General features: G+C 40.8%; 15 protein-coding genes. 9 read left to right on the plus strand and 6 right to left on the minus strand.

All coding sequences use genetic code 11. The features are described from left to right. Positions 1-351: 351 nt before the first annotated feature. Positions 352-1509, minus strand: coding sequence for a WD40 repeat domain-containing protein (locus L6E24_RS07880; RefSeq protein WP_257741444.1), 1158 nt, complete (start codon positions 1507-1509; stop codon positions 352-354). Positions 1510-1738: 229 nt separating this feature from the next. Here L6E24_RS07880 and L6E24_RS07885 point away from each other — a divergent pair, with 229 nt between their 5' ends. Beyond that, positions 1739-2761, plus strand: coding sequence for a type II glyceraldehyde-3-phosphate dehydrogenase (locus tag L6E24_RS07885; protein ID WP_257741445.1), 1023 nt, complete (start codon positions 1739-1741; stop codon positions 2759-2761). A gap of 39 nt (positions 2762-2800) precedes the next feature. On the opposite strand, the gene L6E24_RS07890 is transcribed toward L6E24_RS07885, so the two are convergent. Next, positions 2801-3628 carry a class I SAM-dependent methyltransferase gene (locus L6E24_RS07890; protein WP_257741446.1) on the minus strand — a complete coding sequence of 276 codons (828 nt, stop codon included), beginning with the start codon at positions 3626-3628 and terminating at the stop codon, positions 2801-2803. Positions 3629-3890: 262 nt separating this feature from the next. On the opposite strand from L6E24_RS07890, the gene thiM reads away from it, so the two are divergent. Beyond that, the gene (gene thiM, locus L6E24_RS07895; protein WP_257741447.1) at positions 3891-4691 is read left to right on the plus strand and encodes a hydroxyethylthiazole kinase; all 801 of its coding nucleotides are present in this window, start codon (positions 3891-3893) and stop codon (positions 4689-4691) included. Further along, on the plus strand, positions 4691-5320 hold the full coding sequence (thiE, locus tag L6E24_RS07900) for a thiamine phosphate synthase (protein ID WP_257741448.1): 630 nt from the start codon (positions 4691-4693) through the stop codon (positions 5318-5320). The genes thiM and thiE overlap by 1 nt, the downstream gene beginning before the upstream one ends. An 80-nt stretch (positions 5321-5400) precedes the next feature. Here thiE and L6E24_RS07905 read toward each other — a convergent pair whose 3' ends face one another. The 3 genes from L6E24_RS07905 to L6E24_RS07915 all read right to left on the minus strand — a co-directional run bounded on the left by L6E24_RS07905 (position 5401) and on the right by L6E24_RS07915 (position 10962). Continuing rightward, a complete protein-coding gene (locus L6E24_RS07905) occupies positions 5401-6087 on the minus strand; it encodes an ABC transporter permease (protein WP_257741449.1) in 687 nt (228 codons plus the stop codon). A gap of 71 nt (positions 6088-6158) precedes the next feature. Next, complete coding sequence (locus L6E24_RS07910) at positions 6159-6839, minus strand: ABC transporter ATP-binding protein (protein ID WP_257741450.1); 681 nt, start codon at positions 6837-6839, stop codon at positions 6159-6161. A gap of 4 nt (positions 6840-6843) precedes the next feature. After that, complete coding sequence (locus tag L6E24_RS07915) at positions 6844-10962, minus strand: HEAT repeat domain-containing protein (protein ID WP_257741451.1); 4119 nt, start codon at positions 10960-10962, stop codon at positions 6844-6846. 371 nt (positions 10963-11333) lie between these two features. Here L6E24_RS07915 and L6E24_RS07920 point away from each other — a divergent pair, with 371 nt between their 5' ends. The 5 genes from L6E24_RS07920 to cgi121 all read left to right on the plus strand — a co-directional run bounded on the left by L6E24_RS07920 (position 11334) and on the right by cgi121 (position 17790). Beyond that, positions 11334-12287: a tyrosine--tRNA ligase gene (locus L6E24_RS07920; protein ID WP_257741452.1), complete on the plus strand. Its 954-nt coding sequence runs from the start codon at positions 11334-11336 to the stop codon at positions 12285-12287. Between the two features lie 191 nt (positions 12288-12478). Continuing rightward, positions 12479-13267, plus strand: coding sequence for a serine protein kinase RIO (locus L6E24_RS07925; protein WP_257741453.1), 789 nt, complete (start codon positions 12479-12481; stop codon positions 13265-13267). A gap of 237 nt (positions 13268-13504) precedes the next feature. Further along, on the plus strand, positions 13505-14047 hold the full coding sequence (locus L6E24_RS07930) for a KH domain-containing protein (RefSeq protein WP_257741454.1): 543 nt from the start codon (positions 13505-13507) through the stop codon (positions 14045-14047). 172 nt (positions 14048-14219) lie between these two features. Further along, complete coding sequence (locus tag L6E24_RS07935) at positions 14220-16634, plus strand: ATP-dependent DNA helicase (RefSeq protein WP_257741455.1); 2415 nt, start codon at positions 14220-14222, stop codon at positions 16632-16634. A 301-nt stretch (positions 16635-16935) separates the two neighbouring features. Beyond that, positions 16936-17790: a KEOPS complex subunit Cgi121 gene (gene cgi121 / locus L6E24_RS07940; RefSeq protein WP_257741456.1), complete on the plus strand. Its 855-nt coding sequence runs from the start codon at positions 16936-16938 to the stop codon at positions 17788-17790. Positions 17791-18825: 1035 nt separating this feature from the next. Here the strand turns inward: cgi121 and L6E24_RS07945 are convergent. Continuing rightward, positions 18826-20607, minus strand: a complete 1782-nt coding sequence (locus L6E24_RS07945; RefSeq protein ID WP_257741442.1) for an IS66 family transposase — start codon at positions 20605-20607, stop codon at positions 18826-18828. 860 nt (positions 20608-21467) lie between these two features. Here L6E24_RS07945 and L6E24_RS07950 point away from each other — a divergent pair. Continuing rightward, positions 21468-22787 (plus strand): ORC1-type DNA replication protein, encoded by a 1320-nt coding sequence (locus tag L6E24_RS07950; RefSeq protein ID WP_257741457.1) that lies wholly within the window; start codon positions 21468-21470, stop codon positions 22785-22787. Positions 22788-22829: the final 42 nt, after the last annotated feature.

A 22829-nucleotide genomic window follows, 5' to 3' on the forward strand; every position in this document is an offset into this window, starting at 1 on the left:
GAAAATATAAACGTACCTCTCAAATAAGCAGTACAGGTTCCCAGGATGTCCATATGCCCATAATAACAGCAACACACGTACCAGCAACAACCAAATTTCACCATAAACCAACCTTTAACCAAACACAACACTCCTTTTAAATTAACTTTTTTTGTAATCTTAATGCCCGTTTATTGGAAAATAAAGCATTTTGAGGATGTTTCCCGCATTAATCAGGAATATTGTATCCAATAAAATGAATGAATTATTGACAAATAAATATTCTAAGACTGCAATTATATCGCCCCGAAAGCAAAAAATAAAAATCTGAATTTTTTATCCGGAAAAAATCCGGCATCATAACGAAAAAAGTTACCGGATAACCGGTTCAGGCATCTTATAGATGAATGACTCACCCTCTTTTCCATAAGAGCAGTCCTTCTCTGCTATACCTGATATTACCAGCCCGCCGTCTGATGACGGATGAACTGAGGTCAGTTTTGCATCATAAAATGTATTTTCCCATACAAATTCACCTAGATCGTTCATCTTAACAATCCGGTAGCCGTTCTCCTTAAACAGTCCGAAAGGAGTCAGACCTGACATATAATATCCATCAGTGGCCGAATCAGCTACATAATAGACAAATGAAAATTCTGACGCGGCATTCCTTACACCTATGGCAGCACCATTATCATCAAGGAATGCGATTCTTGGGATATATACCATCTCAGTGTAGCCGTATTCACTGTTTTTAAGGAATACAGGATTATCTTTTACCGTCAGAAGGGCTGCAACATAGCCTGAATCCTGTCCCGGTGTTATCGAATAAAAACTGCCTGACAGTAAGCCGAAATACTGGTTTGCCCAGATCATTTCACCATCATCACTGTACTTCATAATAAGGCCTTTGTCATCATCCGAAGACATAAATGCAGATATCGTTCCGGAAAGAACAAAACCTCCGGATGGATCGTTCTGAACAGATTCAAGGTCAATCATGCCGTTTGTAACACTACCCATCGTCTTATTCCACTCTTCGTTACCGTCAGAACCAACTTTATACAAAAATGAGTTCAGCCATGACCCGGCAAGCAGGACACCGCCTTCCGGAGTTACCTCAACTGAGGAGATTACACCAATAGGCTGATGATATCTCCACTCAACTCCGCCTGATTCATTTACCTTAATCAGGTCTTCGCCATCACAGAATAGAATATATCCACCCAGAGGTGAAGCTTCCACAAACCGCACGCTTCCGTTCTCATCACCGCCAAGATTGTGGGAAGTTTGGACCGTCTGACCTGAAGCATCAAGGCCAAATATTACGCGACCATATTCATCACTTCCGCCGGCGATATAAGTTCCGTCAGCATTCTGCCAGACGCTGTTAATCTCAGTATCCGTACCGGAAAAAGTCCTGACCCACTCATCCGGGCTGCATGCGCCTGAAGCCGGGAGCACTGCCAGCACTGCCAGAATTACCAGTACAGCAGAGAATTTAACCCCTAAAGTCCTGCAAATAACCATAATTAAAGATATGCTTAATAATTAATAATCCTGTCCGATTGGCAACAGTTCACAGAAAAAAATGTGATAAGACCGGTTACAGCAGGGCACAGATTCCAAAATTTTACTGCGGCGTACTCTCCAGACCTGTTTTTTTGACAGATCATATATTAACATACACTGAAAAACCAGGATGTTCAAAAATTCCGTATGAAAATATTTTATCCTAAGATAACCCTAACAGATGGTAATGATTAAGGTTGCAGTAAACGGCTATGGAACGATCGGCAAGAGGGTTGCCGATGCTGTTTCAGCTCAGCCGGATATGGAGATTGTGGGAGTATCGAAGACAAGGCCAAGTGCAGAGGCTGTAATTGCCGGAAAAAGAGGTTATCCACTGTACATAGCCGACATCTCAAAGAAGGCAGATTTTGAGAGCGCAGGTATAGCTATCGCCGGAAGCGTTGAGGAGATGATACAGGCGGCAGATATTGTTGTTGATGCCACACCCGGAGGCATAGGTGCAAAGAACAGGGAGTTATATGAAAAATATGGCAAAATGGCCATCTGGCAGGGCGGAGAGGCTCACGATGTCGCAGGCTTTTCATTCAGTTCATCATGCAACTTCGATGATGCGAAGGGCAGGACATTCGCAAGGGTTGTCTCCTGCAATACAACAGGCCTTTGCAGAATAATTAAGCTTGCAGACGATGCCTTCGGTGTTGAAAAAGTCCGTGCGACAATGGTCAGGAGGGGCGCAGATCCAGGAGATTCAAAGAGAGGGCCTGTCGATGCCATTGTCTTAAATCCTGTGACAATACCGTCGCACCACGGCCCTGATCTCCAGACTGTTCTTCCGGAGATAGACATTGTCACAACCGCCCTTGTGGTTCCGACAACATTTATGCACATGCATATCCTCCAGATGGACCTGAAGGAGACCGGAGACCGGGATAAAATTCTTGAAATGATAAAGAACCATTCAAGAATAGGGCTTATCAAAGGATTTACCGGCATAAAAAGCACAGCCGGACTGAAGGAGTACGCATCTGATCTTGGAAGGCCGAGATCTGATCTATGGGAATCCTGTGTCTTTGAGGACTCAGTGTCAATAGTTGACGATAAAGAACTCTACCTCTTCCAGGCAATACACCAGGAGGCAGATGTCGTTGTTGAGAATGTGGACTGCATCCGTGCAATGGCAGGAGATGACATCACAGCCGCTGAATCAATAGCACTTACAGACAGATCGCTGAATTTTGAAGCGATTTAAAAATTATCCTATTTTTGAGCTGAAAAAAATGAAGGGAGATCACTTACGCCACGATATGAGCGCCTGTTTTGTCGTCTCCTTCAGATAGTAACTGCCTGACGATTCCTCAAGGAGATCGCTGTAGTATTTTTTTGCATAGATCTTCTCATCGCCGGATATTATCCTGTTCACAACAGCAGAGGATACAGCCTCCTCTATACTGTTATATTTATAGACCCATTCGTTCTCAATGAGCTTCACATCCGCATATATGCCCATATCATGAAGAACATTTAACAGGCAGATATAATCAGGATAATGAGGCTTTCTGATATATCTTACACCCTTCTCCTCTGCAATATAGGCCCTTATCCTCTCCTTTATCTGCTCACCTGCAAACCAGAATATATGCACATCCCTTCTGCTGGCTCTGCTCAGTTTGTCAAGCGCCCACTCGGCATCATAATATCCCATAGAGTAGGCTGAGATCACAACATCGTGGAGATCAAAGTCCTTTTTGAGGCATACGTCCTCCCACCTCTTCTGGACACATCGGGCATTTTTAAGGCCGGCTTTAATCATGTTCTGTCTGAGGTAATAGAGCATTCTCGCAGAAGGATCAACTGCCGTTACAAAACTCACCCTCTCTGCAACAGGGACTGTAAGCCTGCCTGTACCTGCGCCAACATCAAGGACGGTGTCATCCGGAGAAAGATTCAGGAGCGACAGCTCCCTTAATGTATTGCTGTAATTGCCTTCAGAGGACTCGACATAGTTGTCCGCCCGCTTATCCCATGCAGAACCCGGATCTGTCTCATCCTCAAAGAATGACGGCCTTCTGCTCACCGAGAGTTTCCAGAGTTCATTGTAGTCAATGAGCCTCTTCATAACAGTTCATTATTGTCATATCTTAAAGATAATAATTCTTGAAAAAACCAAGGTTTCAGGGAGATATAGTGCCCTAAAGAGCAGCCAGGATATGACTGATTTCAGGATAACATTTAAAATATCAAAAATTTACAACCAAAAGACGAAAAAGAGAATAAATCAGGATTTTAAAAGATCTGCGAAGTGGAAGAGATAATCCGGATAAACGCAGATAAAACAATTCCATTCATTATAGTCAGGGAAGATATTACTATCTGATTTTATGGATTCTCAGGATATCTTTGGTCTTTTGGATAAAGTGAGGGCAGAAAAGCCCCTCATTCACCATATAACAAATTATGTGACTGTAAACGACTGCGCCAATATAACAATCTGCGCCGGCGCGTCTCCGGTGATGGCCCACTACCCCGACGATGCAGAGGAGATGGCAGCGATTGCAGGAGCACTTGTTCTTAACATAGGAACGCTCTCCCCAGAACTTGTGGATGCAATGATTATAGCCGGAAAGAGGGCAAATGAGACAGGAGTACCGGTGATCCTCGATCCGGTCGGGGCCGGCGCGACAAAAATACGGACAGAGAGCACTTTTAAAATATTAAAAGAGGTCAGAATTTCGGTGATAAAAGGCAATGCAGGTGAAATTTCAGTAATAGCCGGCACAGGAGGAGTTGTGCGTGGAGTAGATTCAGGAGGGATCTCAGGTGAGCCACTGAAAGCCGCAGAGGCATGCTCCGACCTTACCGGCGCAACTGTGCTTATGACAGGCCCAACAGATATTGTAACTGACGGCAGGAGATCATACTCGGTCTCAAACGGACATCCGATGATGGGCAGTCTTTCAGGTACTGGTTGTATGGCAGCATCATTATGCGGCTCATTTGCACCGGTTGCTGACGACCTCCTCATCTCATCACTTGCTGCGGCTGTCACATTCGGAATAGCCGGTGAAATCGCAGGCAGTTCGTGCAGAGGCCCGTACTCCTTCAGGACTGAACTGTTTGATACCCTCTTCCGGATGAAGAGAGAGACAATAGAGAGATATGCAGATTTCAGGACGATATAATGTCATATGGCCTGTACGTTGTAACTGACAGAATTATCGGGAGGGGAATGACACATGCCGCTATGGCTGCACTTGCAGCCGAGGGTGGTGCGGATGTTATCCAGCTGAGGGACAAGGACATGCCGGCATCAGACCTCATAGCCGAGGCGGTAAATATCAGGAAAATTACAGAAGATTCAGGCACACTCTTCATCGTCAATGACAGAATTGATATTGCTCTCGCCTCAGGAGCAGATGGTGTGCATCTTGGACAGTCCGATCTTCCGGCTGAATACGCACGCAGCATAGTTCCGGATGACTTTATTATAGGAATATCAGTCTCAACAGCAGATGAGGCGCTGAGAGCCGTAAAGGCGGGCGCGGACTATATATCGCCCGGCCCTGTATTCCCTACCGCAACAAAGAGCGATGCAGGGAATGCTCTCGGCCTTGACATGGTCTCTTCCATTTCAGCTGCCATTGATACTCCTGTGGTTCCAATCGGAGGAATATCCGGTTTAAACGCTGCATCTGTCATCAGTGCAGGGGCTGAAGGTGTTGCAGTAATATCAGCAGTCTTTGGAGGGAAAGATGCAGTATCAGCAGCAGCAGAACTGAAGGAAATAATACAGAAGGCAAAAAATCTGTAAAATACCATCCTTTCATTGCCGGAGATCTCTCTGCTTAAATCTGAATTTCAGCTTAATTCACCTTAAACATCATTTAAAATTCAGAGTGATGAAAAATCAAACTTTTTTTCAGCGATTGCAACCACAACAAGCGCCGCCAGAACTTCTGAAGAGAAGATCATAAACATAATTACGAGCTGATACTCCGCAGCCCATATCGGATTCACACCCCCTATTATCATTCCTGCCATTGAACCGGGCAGGACAACAATTCCAAGCGACCTCATTCTGTCAAGGGAGGGAATGAGCGAGGCCCTGACACTCTGCCGGATATGTGCCGTCAGTGCCTCATTGTCTGATGCACCAAGCGACAGGGCGGTTTCAATTATATCTTTATGAGACTTTAACTCAGCTGAATAACGGTTTAAGACAAGTGAACATACAATCATCGTGCCACCTATCGCCATACTCCCCACCGGAATAAGAAATTCCGGTTTTACGGGTAGAACTCCGAGAACAATAAGTATAAAGATAATAGTTCCGGCACCCGTCCCTATTGCAGGAAAGGTGACTGAGAAGGGATTTGACATTCCCGATGCCCTCTCCGCTGAACTTTTTGCAGCAATTACAGCCATAACAATCAGCACAGTAACCGTAAGAGCCGGACTGTCAGCCTCAAATACTGCAACAATCACCAGAACAACAGCCATAAGCTGAAAAACGGCCCTGAAAGAGGCAATTATCACATCCTTTTCTACACCAAGCCTTCTCCATGCCGAAAGACCCACAACAAGCAGAATAAGTACTACTGAAAGAGCCAGATTAAGCAGTCCGGCAATAGGATCATATGCACCACCAATCAGATTATCTCCTCCAGAACTCCGTTTTCAAGATGCATATGCCGGTTTCCCATCCTTTTCGCCTGATCTGCATCATGTGTGACAATAATAAAGGTGATCTTCCTCTCACGGTTCAGGGCAGAGATGAGATCTTCCATCAGCAGTTTACTGTGCCCGTCAAGGGAGGCTGTAGGCTCATCAAGCAGGAGAACGGAGGGCCTCAGTGCAAGCGCCCTGGCAACTGCCACCCTCTGCTTTTCCCCTCCGGAAATTTTTGCGGCATCACGATCCAGAATATCTCTCTTCAGCCCGCAGCTCTCTGCAAGAATGCCAAAGTCAGGACTCTCAAGGTCCCTGTTTGCAGCAAAAGAGAATGGCAGTCTAAGATTATCAAGAACAGTGCCGGGGAAGACAGACGGTGTCTGCCCGACAAGAACTATATTTCTCCGGATAACTGTTGCCTCAGGCCGGCTGATATCCCCGCCCCTGAAATAAACTGATCCCTCATCAGGCACAATCAGGCGGTTTAAACACCTTAAAAGCGTGCTCTTCCCGCTTCCGGATGGCCCGGTTATTATCAGGCATTCACCTTCAAAAAGAGAGAACGAGAGTCCCATAAATATATTGGCATCTCCGTATTTCAGGGATATATTATCTGCCTTTATCTCAGGTACAGTCATCCCCTTATTCTGACTCAGCATTTTTTCAGTCCTGATTATTCTCTGAATTTTTTATCCTCTCAATTAGTAATTCAATGACATCTCTGCTGTTGTTATCCTTAAGATCGTCTGCATATCCCTCAAGAACCGGGATTATCTCAGAACCCGACTCTAGAAGAAATCCGGCAGCAGTCTCAGACACTTCCGGATCAGTGCTCAGGGCAAGGCCGGCAAGCGCCTGCACAGACTCCTCACCACCTATGGAGAATATGCTTTTTACAGCAGAGATCCTTCCGGGAGCATCCTCCTCACCCACATAGGAGATCAGATATCTGACAGCATAACTGCCTGCCTTCTCAACCTCAGCCCAGTCATTATCAGCTATAAGCTCTGTAATATTCTCCCTTCTGCTTATAAATTCATATAAATCATTCATCTTCTGCTTTTTCTTTTCATTCTGAACCTTACCGGCTGCCTTCTGAATATATGGAAGGGACTTTCCCCCGGATCGGATCAGGAATGTACATGCAGTCTCCGAGACAACAGGATCGTCATCAGCACTCTCGACTGACAGTATTGAGAGTGCATCATTGCCTCCGATATTTCCTATAATCCGGGCCGCCTGCCTTCTGGCATCCGGATTGTGCCCTTTCAGGATAACAATAAGCTCTTTTAAGGCCGGCCTGCCCATTTCTTCAATCCCATGCCATTTCCCTTCCGAAAAAAGAGAGCGGAATTTCTGCCTGAATTCTGTCTTTCTGATAATCCTGTTTAATCTTTCAGTTTCATCCGGATCAGATCTCTCTCCTTCAGCACGCCTCAGTGCCGGAAGAAGAACTGCACCTTTCCTGAGAACTGCCTCCTCTGCCCTCGCGGATATTGAATCATCCACATCATACAGTGCATAGACAAGAAGGGAATAAAAGTCCGGGCCGCCTGATGAGATGATAAATTCAAGTGCCTCTTTTCTCCTGCCGGAATATGGGTTCTCCATAATATTTTTCATAGCCGGAAGTGCAGCAGAGCCAGATCTTTCCAACTCTTTCCATTCACCCAGGGCCGCAAGGTAATACGACTTATCTGTGAGATCTTCAGGAATTATGGAGAGATCCCTCATTGCAGATGCAGCAGTCTCTTTTAAAAGATCATTCTCATCACCCTTCAGGGCTGACAACAGTTCAGGCCCGGCTTTTGAACCGTATTTTTTAAGGGAGATAACGGCAGGCCCGCGAATTTTACTGCTTTTTGAACCAAATAAAGATATAAGAAGCGGTATTGCCCTTTCATCATCAATCTTACCGAGAATTTCCACAGCTGCAGAGTTTACCTCCGGGTTGTTATCCTTTAGAGCATGGGTTAGTGCATCCAGGATCTTCCTGTGGCCAAGTTTATACAGGGCATATATCAGGGCCACCCTGACAGGAGTCTCTTTTTCAACAAAAATCCGGTCAAATATCACATTTGAGGCAACTCTGCTTCCCGTCCCCGACAGCTTTTCTGCCGCCAGTATTTTTATCTCCGGACTGCCATAGTTTAAATACCTCATAAGCCCGCTTATACCGGGTTCACCAAATTCCGGCAGAATTCCGGCAATAATCTCACGAAGATCGTCATCGGCACTGATCATTGTATTCAGAAGAGGCTCAACTGCCGGTTCGCCCATCCCGATAATTCTCTCAGAAGTTGCCTTTCTTCTCTTTTTATCATCACTTTTCAGACCTATTACAAGCCTTGAGATCTCCATTGAGATCTTCTTCTTGAGCTCAAGCTCTTTTCTGATTATATCATCGATCTCATTCTGGGTGAGCTGCTTCTTAATATCCTTTGCAGCCTTTTCATCCTTCTCAGATGAGGCATTCTTTATCAGCTCATCGATCTCATCCTGGCTGAGTCTGTTGCCCAGAAGTTCAGTCGTCTTCTTACTCTCAGCATAAACAGATCTGTGGATCAGTTCATCGATCTCATCCTGACTGAGTTTTTTGCCGAGCAACTCACCGGTCTTCCCTGACCTATCTGATCCTGCACCCCGGATAAGTTCATCAATCTCATCCTGCCTGAGCTTTCTGTCAAGAATCTTTAAGGCATCCTCATCATCAGCACCTAAAAGCTGATCAAGCAGTCTGTCAATCTCACTTACCGACAGTTTTCTTCTGATAAGGCCGGCGGTTTCACGACTCTTCTCCGAAAATTTGCTCAGTTCACGTTTAATCTCCCTCTGTCTGAATATTTCAAGAATTGTCCCGGCATTCCGCCTGACCTCCTCATCACTGTCCTTTATAAAACCCCTGACATATGATATAACCCTGAGATCGTCTATCTTTGAGAGGACACTGAGCATTCCAAGTTTTTCCATCTTTGTCCCCTGAATGCTCACTCTTCTGACTTCATTCATCAGGTAATTGAACATGAAATTGCTGATTCTTAAGAGACCTGCCATTGCCTGATTTCTGACATTTAGCTGCGGATCATTGAGTGACCTGGTAACCGGAAGAATCCCCGAAGGATCACTTATGCCGCTGATTGCTTTGAGTGAGCATATTCTTACATTCTCATCAGGGGTAAATATCATATTTTCAAGAAAAGTGAGAGCATTGTTACCCATTTTTGCAACCGATTCCGAGCATTCATCCCTTACACCATCATCCGGATCAGCAAAATGCCTTATAAGAATCGGTATTGTCTCCTTCTTTCTGAGTTTACCAAGGGCATAGGCCGTTGCCCGCCTGACACTTGGGTTCTCATCCTCTATTGTATCAAAGAAAACCGTTATGGCCTCATCTGACTGTAGATCACCAAGTGCTTCAACTGCAACAACTTTCACACTGCTTTTATCATCTTTAAGCAGTTTAAGAAGGGCATCAACTGACTTTTTACCATATCTCTTCAGTGATTCGACAGCCACGATTCTTATTACAGGATCATTACTTGCAAGCGCCTGTGCAATTTTTCTGGAATTGATAACTGAAAAACCACTTTTTTTAAGGAGCTCCTCCCAGTATTCCGGAGAATTGAGATCAAGTATCTCAGACTCCTTTTTCAGGAGTTCAAGAGCTTCATTATCTTCGGCCCGTCTGTCCTCTTCATTAAAATACCGGACTGCATCCGCCGCCCCTCTTCTGACTTCAGGTTTTCCTGATCTTTTTGCTTCGCCAATGGCCGCATATGCTGGTTTGCCTATTGAATAAAGAGTTTTAAGAGTATTTTCCTTAATTATCGGGCTTTTATCCCCAAGGAGATCAATGAGGCATGGCAGGGCGTATCTCCCCATCTTTGCAACATCATTGTAACTTCCCCTGACCATCAGTGATTTGGTTTTTAGGTAACTGTCCGGAGGCCGCCACCCGATCTTCTCCAGTGACCAGGATGCCTCAACTCTGACATCAAATTCAGGGTCATCAAGTGCCCTGATAATATGTGGTATTAAGGCTGCATCACCCTTATCACAGGCTGATTCAATCGCAGACTGCCTTACAGAAGGATCTTTATCCAGAAGTAATCTGCACAGCAGAGGTACAGATCCGGCCTCATTTACCTTAGCAAGTGTATGTGCAACCTTCTGCCTGAAATGAGGATCAGGATCTTCTGCTCCAAAACTGAGAGCATTGAGAGCAGGCCGGCCCATCTTACCAAGTTCTTCCCAGTTTCCGGCAGAGAGGTGATAAAATGATTTTTCAACCGGATTCTGTGAGTCCCATCCAATGTTGTCAAGTGATTTGACTGCCCTCTCCCTTACTGATTTATCACTGTCCTTCAGAAGAGAGACCAGCATATTTTTATGGCTCACGTTTGGATTTACGAGATACCCAAGGGTTAAAGCTACTCCCTGACGTGCCTTTGGCCTTTTATCGTTTATAATGCCTGAAAGCGGTCCGATAATATCGCCGCCCTCTGCTGAGATCTGCGCTATTGTTCTGGCTGCGCCGTCCCTTGCATTATCCTGTCCGGTTATAAGGAGACTGACAAAAGTGCCGATATTATCGCCGCTGTAAGACCCCAAAACTTCAGCAGCTCCGCTGCGCATAGTCTCACTGCCACTGTTCAACGCCTTTAAAAGAGGAATGGCTCCTTTTTTGCCGATTTCCTTCAGCCTTTTGATCGCTTTTTTCTTCTCCCCCCTGCTGCCGGAGTCCAGCAGTTCAAGCAATCCCGTAATCTCATCGGACACTTGGATAAATCCGTTAAATTCAGTGATTTATTACTATTTGAAAAATTATACCGGCCCCCGAATTATTACCCCGATATTATTATTCAGTAATGTTTCCTTTAACCTGCCCGAATATTAATGGTTCGCATAAACGGCATCATGTTCAGTATTATAGCATATTCCATCTTCAGGAAGGCCAAAATCACTCATACCAGGCAATTCAGAGAGAATTAAGCAGAAATATTCCGGTACTTAAGAGTCCTTCCGGAAATTTCCGGCCCAAAAGTATCCCTGAGACGGAGACATCAAAAGGGGAGAACAATTAGATCCTGATGGAGACTGCTTAAGTAAACACAATAACTTAATCCTGATTCCTGACCCATTAATATGAAATGGATGAATACGAACTTGCAATAAGAAATACGGTAGAGATTGTCACCGAAGACCAGTTAAAAGAGCTGATGGCCAGACCGGAAAAATCTGTTTATGCCGGATATGAACCATCAGGAGAGATTCATCTCGGCCACCTCGTCACAATTAACAAATTAATGGATCTGAAAGAGGCAGGATTTAAGATCAAAGTTCTGCTTGCCGACCTTCACGCATTTTTAAATCAGAAAGGAACTATGGAAGAGGTCAGGGAGATGGCTGACTACAACAGAAGATGCTTTGAAGCTGTAGGACTTAAGGGCAAAAATGTTGAGTTTATCCTCGGAACTGATGTTCAGCTGACCCCTGAGTATGAACTACAGGTTTTAGAGCTTTCACAGCAGATAACCCTTAACCGTGCAAAGAGAAGCATGGATGAGGTCGGAAGAAATATGGAGGCCCCACGGGTTTCACAGATGGTCTACCCAATTATGCAGATGGTTGACATTAACACACTGGGTGTCGATATGGCACTCGGCGGCATTGACCAGAGAAAGATCCACATGCTTGCAAGGGAATATCTGCCGACAATCGGCGCAAAAGCGCCTCTCTGTATGCACACTCCGATAATAAACGGATTAAACGGTAAAAAGATGTCATCATCCGAGGGCAATTATATCTCAGTTGCCGACTCTGAAGATGCAATTAAGAAGAAGATGAAGAAGGCATTCTGCCCTCCGGAAATCGAGGAAAACCCTGTCCTTCAGGTCCTGAAATACCATGTATTCCCAAGAATGGAGACTGTCACACTTAAAAGACCTGATAAATTCGGAGGAAACCGCGAATTCTCATCCTATGAAGAGTGTGAGCAGGCATATGCAGCCGGGGATGTTCATCCTGCCGATCTGAAAGGTATGACAACTGACGGATTAATTGAAGTCCTCGCAGATGCAAGGGATTACATGAATCAGGATTAAGTTTTTGGTTTTATAGTGCACTGCATAATGCTTTGGGATAATTAAAGTGAAACGGAGATTTTTCCAAAGCATGCACTTATACTAAGCCGGAGATCTCTTTCCAGGATTGCTTTTCTGGAATGAAATTCCGAAGATAAACAGATTCCGGCAGAAAATATATCAGATATAAAATTCCGGTGGTGAAATTTCAATTGGACAGAGACAGAATAATAGAGAAACTTGACCGTGAAGTGAGTAAACTCGGTGTCAGGGTTAAAGATGCTGACAGCATGAAGGTGATGGAGAATGTCTTTGACGACCAGACCCTTGTTGCCCTTTATAAGCTTGTAAATAAAGGCAAACTCTCAGTAATAGGTGGATCTATATCCACAGGAAAGGAGGCTAACGTCTTTTATGCTGAGGATTCCGAAGGAGCACCGGTAGCGATAAAGATATACCGCATTCAGTCTGCAAACTTCAATACTATGAACCAGTACCTGGTGGGCGATCCAAGGTTTTCATCAGTCAGAAAATCCAAAAAAGAGGTGATATTTGCCTGGACACGGAAGGAGTACTCAAATCTCAACAGGGCGCACGATGCCGGAATAAGATGTCCGAAGGCGAGATACTTTGACAGGAATATTCTTCTCATGGATTTCTGCGGCGAGGATGAGATACCATACCCACAGCTCAGACATGCCGGTATTGAAAGAGGAGAGGGTCAGAGGCATTATGATGCTATTATTCATGATATTAACCGGATGTACAATGATGCCGGGCTTGTCCATGCAGATCTCTCCGAATTTAATATCCTCTATGACGGATCTGAGCATATTATAATTGATATGGGACAGGCAGTGACACCCGATCATCCGCGTGCCATAAAGTTTCTCGTCAGGGATATTCTGAATATAAACCGGTTTTTTGCCCGTTTGTGCGATATCAGGGGTGAAGAGGAGATCTTTAAGGAGATAATCGGTGAGGACAAGATGCAGCCCTGAGAAGAAGAAATTATTCCCTGTCAGGTAAGAGAAGAAGTTCTGCCCTGAATGTGTGTAATATTTATTCTGACCGGAATAATTCATTATTATCGAGAAAAATCTTTATTTTACAGTTTTGGCTTGTGCCTGAGGAGGGCATATATTAGTGCAGGATATATCCACTGTATAAATGCCGCATCCACTACATTATATGAGGCATGAGATTCAATTGATAACTAACTATTTGACGTTGGTAATATGGCAGAACAGGAAATAAAAGTTACACAGAACCGTATTGCTGTAATAATAGGCAAAAACGGGAAAACAAAGAGAACTATTGAGAAAAAGACAGAGACTTCACTGAGGATTGACAGCGAGGAGGGCCTTGTAACTGTCAGTGGTGAGGATGCTGTAAATGTCTTAAATACGACGCAGGTAATACGGGCAATAAATCGTGGTTTCTCACCACAGAGGGCACTTACGCTTCTCGAAGATGAGGATATGATGCTGGACATCATTGATCTTACCGCATACTGTAATACCACTAAACAGATGGAGAGAATCAGAGGAAGAATAATCGGCAGGGAAGGTAAATCCAGAGAGCAGATTGAGGATATGACCGGAGCCATAATGTCTGTACTTGGAAAGACAGTCGCAATTATCGGCGAAGTTGAACAGGTCAGAAATTCGAGAACAGCTGTTGAGATGCTCATTGAAGGGCTGCCTCACGAGAGTGTCTTCTCATTCCTTGATAAAAAGAATAAAGAAGCAAAGCAGAATATGCTTGAATATTATTATTAAGATTATAGGTGGCAGCATTCTGATGCACCGCATTATAGTCCAGTCTGATAATAAAATATACTTTCCCGGATATGAAGCCAACATTTCCACTCCAGAAAAAACAATTTTTTAAAAGCTTTTTCCTAAATACACCCCCAAATATAGGATTTAGACAGGAAATGAGGGGGTCTCTTTGAGAATATCCTCATTACCCATAGGTGCTGCTCTTGCTGAGGCATATGAAAAAAGAGGGATCACTGATCTCTATCCTCCGCAGGAGGAATGTGTCAGCAGCGGACTCTTTGAGGGCGCAAACCTTCTGATCTCTATTCCTACTGCCAGCGGAAAGACTCTCGTTGCCGAGATGGCAATGCATCATCATATCTCCGGCAATGGAAAATGCCTCTACGTAGTTCCACTCAGAGCACTTGCAAGCGAAAAATTTGACGAATTTTCAGAACGCGGAGCAAAAATCGGGATTGCAACCGGAGATCTTGACAGAAGGGACGATTATCTCGGAAGAAATGAAATTATTATCGCAACAAGTGAAAAGGTCGATTCACTCCTCAGAAATGGTGCGGGGTGGTTAAAATCTGTTTCATGCCTTATTCTTGATGAAGCACATCTCATTGATTCACCTGACAGGGGTGCAACACTTGAGATGGTGATAACAAAACTCCGTTATTTAAACCCGGAAATGCAGATTATAGCCCTTACTGCGACTATAGGCAATCCAAAAATTTTTGCAGGATGGCTGAATGCTACCCTTGTTAAATCAGAATGGCGGCCGGTTGACCTGAAAGAGGGTATTTTTTACCGGAATTCCATCTTTTTTGGTGAGGAACTAAAAGCGATAACTCCTGTAACAAAGCATGAGGATGTTAACCTCTGCCTTGACTGTATTAAAGACGGAGGGCAGTGTCTTGTCTTTGTAAATTCAAGGAGAAATGCCGAGAGTTTTGCAAAGAGAATGGCTCAGGCTCTAAAACCGGAGAAATCTGAACTTCCTGACCTTAAAAAGAAACTTGAAGAGGCTGCTGATACAGAAATGGGTAAAACACTTGCCGTATGTGCAGGCTATGGCGCGGCTTTTCATCATGCAGGAATGAAGAGGGAACAGAGGGCTATTATTGAGAAAAATTTCCGTAACGGAAATATTAAGGTTATATCATCAACTCCGACTCTCGCCGCAGGACTTAATCTTCCGGCAAGGCGCGTAGTTATCAGGGATTATCTGAGGTTTAAAGCCGGAGAAGGGATGCAGGCAATCCCTGTAAGGGAGTACAGGCAGATGGCCGGAAGAGCCGGAAGGCCGCATCTTGATCCTTATGGTGAGGCAGTTTTGATTGCAAAGAGTGAAGAGGTGGGTGCGGGCCTTTATGAGGAATTTATTGAGGCTCCGGCTGAGGATGTCAAATCAAGGCTTGATGACAATTATATACTCACCGGGCAGGTGCTCTCACTCATTGCAACTGGTTTTGTTAAAAATAAGGAGGAACTGGCTGAATTTCTTGACAGGACTTTTTACAGGTATCTTAACAGAAGCATGAAACACCTTGAAGAGACTCTTGACGAAATTATTGACTTTTTAGTCTCTTCCGGAATGATAACCGTAATTGATGACTGTCTCTCTGCAACTCGATATGGATCACTGGTATCACGGCTTTATATTAATCCCTACAGCGCTGATATCATTACAACTGAACTGAAATATAGTGACAGGACAGAAGCAGAAATAACTGACGATCTTACGATAACTGAACTGAAACATACCAAAGATTCTGAGGAAATAAAGAGTTTTACTGATATCGGACTGCTTCAGATGCTCTGTGTTACTCCGGATATGTACACGCTTTTTGTCCGGAAAAGTGATATTCCAATGCTTGAGATATTCCTTTATGAGCATGAGGATGAATTGTGGTCCGGAGTATCGTATGATTCAATGGAGGAGGATTTCCGGGTATTAAAAACAGCAATGATGCTGAATGACTGGATCTCAGAGGTTAATGAGGAGACTGTCTGCAAGAGATATAATATAGGGCCGGGAGACATTCACAACTCTGTTGAGTCCATAAACTGGCTTTTATATTCAGCGTCAGGAATTGCTGCGATGATGGCACCTTTACATAAGAAGCATCTCTATGATCTCTCTCTCAGAATGAAGCACGGGATTAAAAAGGAACTTCTTCCTCTGGTTAAATTCAGGAATATCGGAAGGGTCAGGGCAAGAAGGCTTTATAATAACAATATCAGAACTGTCACTGATCTCAAAAAAGCCGGTTATGATAAGGTTTCCCTGGTTATAGGACAGAAGAATGCAAAGAGCATCTTTGATGAGATCATAAGGTCTGAAGGAGATGATGGTAATGTCAATAGAACTCATGATGACGAAATATTTAATAAAAATCTGAAAGAAAAGAAAGTATCTCAAAATAAAGCAGGAGTAAAAAATAATAGGAAAAGTGAAGTTCAGGAAGCATCGTCCGGTATCTTACAGGCAGGAAATAATTCCGTGAAAGTGGATGATGATTCCGGTAAAGAAGAGAAAAAAGCTGGAAAAAAGGTTAAAAAGAAGGGATCTACACAATCCTCTCTTTTCAGTTTTTAATATTTGGAATATTTTACTCTCTTAACATTTGCATGCAGGCAAAATAACACACAATATTCAAAATATATTATAGAAACTACCACATTATTCTGTAAATTAGCAGAATGATATTTTATAATAACTACAGATTAAAATCTTAGAAGAGGTCTCAGAAATTTGGAGAAGAAGTTTTTCTGCTCCGGAATAATTTCTTTATTCCTGATGACAACTTTATATTAACCAAATGATGTAAAAGATCGTTTTAATTGATTCAGGTTATATCTTTAAGAATTTGAATTTATGATAATACAGGAGGGCTGATATGAAATATACCATTTTACAGGCAGAAGTTGTTATATCTGACGAAAAGGATTTTTTAAGTAGTATAAGACAAATTTCAGTCGAAAATGATGTTTATATAACTTTTTTTGATGCAGACTATATTGCGGGGAAGGAACATATTGAATCTGCATTTTTACATGGTTTAAGAGCATTTTATGAAGGAGATAATATTTCCAGGACACCTGATATGGAGGTTTTGCTGTATGCTGCCGGAACAAGACAGTGTAGTTGCGCAGTTAAGATTGGCCTTAAAAAGGGAGTGAAAGAGTATTATATCCTCATCTTTGATTTCTTGGAAAGTCAAAAAATTTCGGATGAAAATTTAAGTGAAAATTCAGGATTGGAATTATCCTGTTCCAGGCTAAACTCAGGTGCTGACACTAATAAAAAGGATTCTAAATTCAAAAATGAAAATTCGGATATTAATAGTGATAAAAATTTAAAATTAAAAGAAGAAAAATTTTTGAGTGATGTTCCGGATTTTTTTTTGATGGATGCGATGCCCGACAAAATACCGTTTGTTCAACGATATTTTCAGGGTTATAATAATTTTTTAGAACAATTTGCAGAAGTTGTGGCTTCTTTAGAAGATATATCCTGTAAATTTCTGGATATTAACCTATTACAGAATAATATATCAGAAAAGAAAAGATCTGATTTGTTTCCGTCAGGAAATTCAGAAATAAAAGGGAATTCAGATACTATGAAAAGCTCTGAAGGAAAATCTGTGAAAGATTTTTTTGAGATTACTGAAAAAGAGATTTTAGCTGCTCCGGAGAGAGAGATTGTGGATTTTGTTCTTGAAAGAGTGGCATTACTTGAGATTAGTAAATAATTTTTATTTTCATTTTTTTCCTTAGTTTTTCCTGAAAAGTTTAAGATTTTTTTAAAATTTTTTAAAATCTGTTATTTTTTTGCTCCTTACATTTTTTTAGAGGATGAATTAACAGATATTAGGAACATCAACAGGAGACCTGCAAAAATTTAAATTTTTGCCGGATTTCTTCATTTTTTGATCTTTTTTGAATATTTTTTTGGTTTTTCAGGTAATTTACATCATATTTTCTTTGAATTTTTTAAATTTTTGTAAATTTTTTTCCTGTTTCTCCACACTTTTGTTTCAAAAAGTAACAAATTTGTTATAAAATTTTAAATTTTCTCGGTAATTTACCTGAAATTTTGAAATCTTTTTTTGGGTTAGCTTAAAATTAAAACTCTTAATTTCCATTATTTTTTTAATTTAAAGCATTTTTAATATTTTTTCTAAAACTTAATGAATAATAGGTGAAAAAAAAATCTGACTCTACCCCCACCCCTTTATTTCCTATGGAACTTTTTTTTAGGATATGGGTCGGCGGAAAATACCTGTGGCAAAAAAACAGGTAACAGAAAATAGTCATAAGTAAATATGCAAGTAATAGTATATATAGTACAGAGATCTTGTTTTAATTTGAACCTAATCTGAATCTGATTGATAACTGAGAAAAAAAATTTAAACTTAAACAAAAATTTTTTAAATTTAAGCTAACGCGTAATTATTTTTAAATTATAACTTTTAAACGCGAATTATAACTTTAAAACCTGAATTATTAAATTTAAACTTGAATTATAACTTTTAAATGCGAATTATTACTTTAAAACCTGAATTATTAGATTTAAACTTGAATTATAACTTTTAAATGCGAATTATTACTTTAAAACCTGAATTATTAGATTTAAACTTGAATTATAACTTTTAAATGCGAATTATTACTTTAAAACCTGAATTATTAGATTTAAACTTGAATTATAACTTTTAAACCTGAATTATTAGATTTAAACGCAAATTGTATCATATCCAAAATCGGAGAAATAGGTTAAAAATGAATTTTTATAAGTTGGATGAAATGTATCTGTGTTGACCTACCGGTACATTTGAAAGGTCCTCTTTTGCAGCAACTGAATTTTTACCCTCTATTTTAAGATCATCCAAGGTTGCTTTCTGGTTTTTGCATGCTATTATCTCAGCAAGTGATTTTTGTCTATGACCATTTATGATCAAACCGGCTATATGATCAAAGGGATTTATGTCCAACTTCTTAGCAGTTTTAACAATTGTTAAATTTCTGTCTACAACATTTGTTCCTTTCTCATTTCTTGTAAATAAGCTTATATCACGATGTCTGACCTGTGCTCGTGCTCCAAGCTCAGCATCATTATTATGAAGAGGGACGTGAGGGTGATCTAAGAATGTGAGTAAGAAGTCTTTATTCCGGTGTGTCTTCTCAATTCTTAGGTTCAACTCTTTATATTCAGTCTCGCTGTTAAATAACTCATCAAAGTCCTTTCTAATTTTTAATGCCCACTCTGGAGATGGATTGTCTTTATATGCTCTCATCTCTCTGTAAAATGCCCAAAACCGATCCATGAAATCTTCATGGACTTTTCTCATTACAGCAGTTTTAGGTTTTAATTTTTTATAGTGTCTGGCTTCATGAACCCAACATAACTGGTGTTCTTCAGTGATATTGTCGTATTGGGGTGCATCATCTGTAAGAAGAATTTTTGGAACTGGGTAATCTTTCTGTGATCTGTAATAAGCAATCAATCCAGCCTCAGTAACTCGCTTTTTAAGCGTTTTAAACCCTTCTTGACCAAATAACTCAACCAAACTATTTTCTAATTCAAATTCACTAAAGCAAGAGTTGTAAATATTTTCTCTAAGTTTTTTGATCCATTTTTTTGCGGTTCTAAGATTGGATAAATGTTCAAAGGCAAACTCATTGAATAGGTACTTGGGTTCTAAAACTTCCATAATGTGCTTAACTATGCTAATTCTATCCTTTTTTGGAGAAGTTCTAAATGCTGTGAAATTATGGTTTGAAAAGATATGTGTATTATATTGAGTGCCATTTACATTAGCTCCAGTTGTATCTGTCTGGAGGTAATCGGAGGACTTTATTCCTTCTTTTAGTATATCTTCCGATTCTTTATCTAAAACCTCATTCTTTTCAGTTAATTTCCTTGAGATTGTAGATTGGGCTATAAAGATACCATGGTTATTTAAAAAGGCTCTAATTCCATTTTCACTCATTCCACAAATTGCTTTGCATTCAATAATAAGTGCCTTTATTCCAGGACCAAATTCTCCACCATATCCTTGAGGTCGATCAGTTAAGAGATATCTTCCTTCTGAAGGGGAATAATATTTTTCAAGTAAAAACTTTGTATTTCTCGGACGAATTTCAATGTCCTGTATGATTAATTCAGAAAAGCCTTTAAAAACTGCATCTTTCGGAAGTTTATTTTTGTCAGAGTACCAGATCTTTTCTTCATGGATTTCGATTTTATGATTACGTTTTCCTCTGCCTTTATTTGGATTATTTTGATCTGATTTCTCTTTTTTTGAGCGTTCCTCCTCAGTAGAATGATTTTTATTGCCAGAACCCCCTTTTCTTTTTCCTTTTTTTGCGGCTTCCGGCCTACCCTGTTCACCAATTAGATGATTGTAATCATCTCTGAGTTGAAGATGCTCTTCATATAATTTATCGTATTTTGCAGATAGTTCCTCAAAGGCTGAGATGAGCAAATATATTATGTCTTTATCCGGAGAATTATCTATCCGATCAGGAGTTATTACGGATTCTAATTCTTTGAAGATACCATTTGACATAATGTATTCTATATTTTGAATTTATAAGTACAAATTATTATCCATTATCACATTACCTCACATTATGGATATGATACCGCAAATTTTTAATTTTAAACCTGAACTGTTGCATATAAGGAAGATCCAATATTACTATTAGACCATTATTTTTTGAATATTACATTTTTATTGCGATTTTGAGACCCACATATTTAAAAAAACTGATTTAATTATACACTAAATATAAGCTGAATTTTTTTGATTATCACCTGAATTTTTCTAAATTCCACATTATTTTTCTGAATTTAATTTATTAAATTTACAAAAACCTGAAAAAACTGCCTAATCTTAATAATTTTTCCAGTGGAAATAAAGGGGTGGGGGTACATTTTTTTCAAAAAAATTTCAGAAAAGAGACAAAATTTTCTGAATATTTCAAAAACTCCAGTGGAAACAAAGGGGTTAAATGCTATAGGAATGAGATTAGTAATAACAACCGGTAAACTTTACCGGCAATGATATCTCCGGAATTTTTACAAATTTTTTAGTCCAGGCTGTTCTGAAAAAAATATCAGGAATATGACAGTTTAAGGATTAAAATACAATTCCTCTGGATTACAAAATTAATTTCCAGAATCTTATCAGCAATATTACCTATAACATCAGACTATGTAACAGGCGAAAATGTTTATGTCAGGGATGCGCAGTTTCCTGTTAATAACAATATTTTCATTAAAAAAAGGTAAAAATTATCTGATAACAGATTCTGAATTGAATTATTTAAAAATTTAATTCAAAAACTCATTCAAAAACTCAGTTTAAAAATTTAGTTTAAAAATTTAGTTCAGGAAGGATAATTCATAAAATGAGGAGGAACAATATTGACTAACAACCCGGAGAGCAAAAATGGGAAAAATCCGGGTAATAAAAAATCCGGTTCATCAGGACTTTTTAACAAGTATCTGAATAACAGAGGAATTTTTAGAAACAGAGAAGTACTCAGGCACTCTTTCAGACCAAATAATCTCCCTCACAGGACACCACAGATTGATTCAATTGCAGCGATTCTTGCTCCATCCATAAGAAATGAAACACCATCAAATATTCTTATTTATGGTAAAACAGGAACAGGAAAAACCGCATGTGTAAAATATGTCGGTGCTGAACTTGAAACTGCGTGCCGTGAACTTGGAAAGAGATGTAATGTCATACATCTGAACTGTGAACTCATCGATACTCAGTACCGGGTGCTTGCCCAGATTGCTAACGAAATAGAAAATCTGGACAACAAACCAAATGACAAGCCGCGTACAAGCATTCCAATGACTGGCTGGCCAACTGATCAGGTCTATGCAGAACTTAAAAATCTGCTGGAATCACTTGGCGGAGTTAATGTAATTGTACTTGATGAGATTGACAAACTTGTCAAAAAAAGCGGTGATGAGATTCTTTATAACCTTACAAGGTTTAATGGTGAACTGAGAAATGCAAAGATAAGTATGATTGGAATTTCCAATGATTTGCGATTTACCAATTTTCTTGATCCAAGAGTTCTATCGTCCCTTTCAGAAGAGGAACTGGTATTTCCTCCCTATAATGCCCCTCAGCTCTGTGACATTTTACAGGAAAGGGCAGATGTTGCCTTTGAAGAAGAAGTTTTAGATCATGGATGTATTCCTCTATGCGCTGCACTTGCTGCCCAAGAACACGGAGATGCAAGAAGAGCGCTTGATCTGTTAAGAATATCCGGGGAACTTGCTGAAAGAGAAAACGCACCTAAAGTATCTGAGGCTCATGTAAAATCTGCCCAACAGAAGATTGAAACTGACAGCCTGATTGTCTGTGTCTCTTCACTGCCTACTCAGAGTAAAGCCGTTCTTTATGCAATGCTGATTTTATCCGATCTTAACCGGCCTGTTTTCACCACCGGAGAAGTGGCTCAGGTTTACAGGGATGTTGCACAGGCACTTGATGTAGATGTTTTAACTCACAGAAGAATTACAGATCTGATCTCAGAACTTACCATGCTTGGTGTAATCAATTCAAGGGTAGTATCAAGAGGAAGGTACGGCAGAACCAAGGAGATGTGGTTTGGAACCGGAACTTCCGGAATACGGGAAACACTTTCAAAAGACGAGAGATTTGAGGAAGAAAGACTTCATCAGATTGATATAGGCAGATTCAGAACCCTTTTCAGATAAACTCTCTCTTTAAATAAAAAAACCCCTTCCCGGATAAAGAAA

Origin of the sequence: Methanoplanus endosymbiosus, from assembly GCF_024662215.1 — an archaeon.
Classification (GTDB): Archaea; Halobacteriota; Methanomicrobia; order Methanomicrobiales; family Methanomicrobiaceae; genus Methanoplanus; species Methanoplanus endosymbiosus.

Bases quoted from the DNA above. Each gene is read 5' to 3' on its own strand.
- L6E24_RS07880 (WP_257741444.1), bottom strand. From the start codon at position 1,509: ATGGTTATTTGCAGGACTTTAGGGGTTAAATTCTCTGCTGTACTGGTA.
- thiM (WP_257741447.1), top strand. From the start codon at position 3,891: ATGGATTCTCAGGATATCTTTGGTCTTTTGGATAAAGTGAGGGCAGAA.
- L6E24_RS07910 (WP_257741450.1), bottom strand. From the start codon at position 6,839: ATGCTGAGTCAGAATAAGGGGATGACTGTACCTGAGATAAAGGCAGAT.
- L6E24_RS07945 (WP_257741442.1), bottom strand. From the start codon at position 20,607: ATGTCAAATGGTATCTTCAAAGAATTAGAATCCGTAATAACTCCTGAT.
- thiE (WP_257741448.1), top strand. From the start codon at position 4,691: ATGTCATATGGCCTGTACGTTGTAACTGACAGAATTATCGGGAGGGGA.
- L6E24_RS07920 (WP_257741452.1), top strand. From the start codon at position 11,334: ATGGATGAATACGAACTTGCAATAAGAAATACGGTAGAGATTGTCACC.
- cgi121 (WP_257741456.1), top strand. From the start codon at position 16,936: ATGAAATATACCATTTTACAGGCAGAAGTTGTTATATCTGACGAAAAG.
- L6E24_RS07890 (WP_257741446.1), bottom strand. From the start codon at position 3,628: ATGAAGAGGCTCATTGACTACAATGAACTCTGGAAACTCTCGGTGAGC.
- L6E24_RS07885 (WP_257741445.1), top strand. From the start codon at position 1,739: ATGATTAAGGTTGCAGTAAACGGCTATGGAACGATCGGCAAGAGGGTT.
- L6E24_RS07930 (WP_257741454.1), top strand. From the start codon at position 13,505: ATGGCAGAACAGGAAATAAAAGTTACACAGAACCGTATTGCTGTAATA.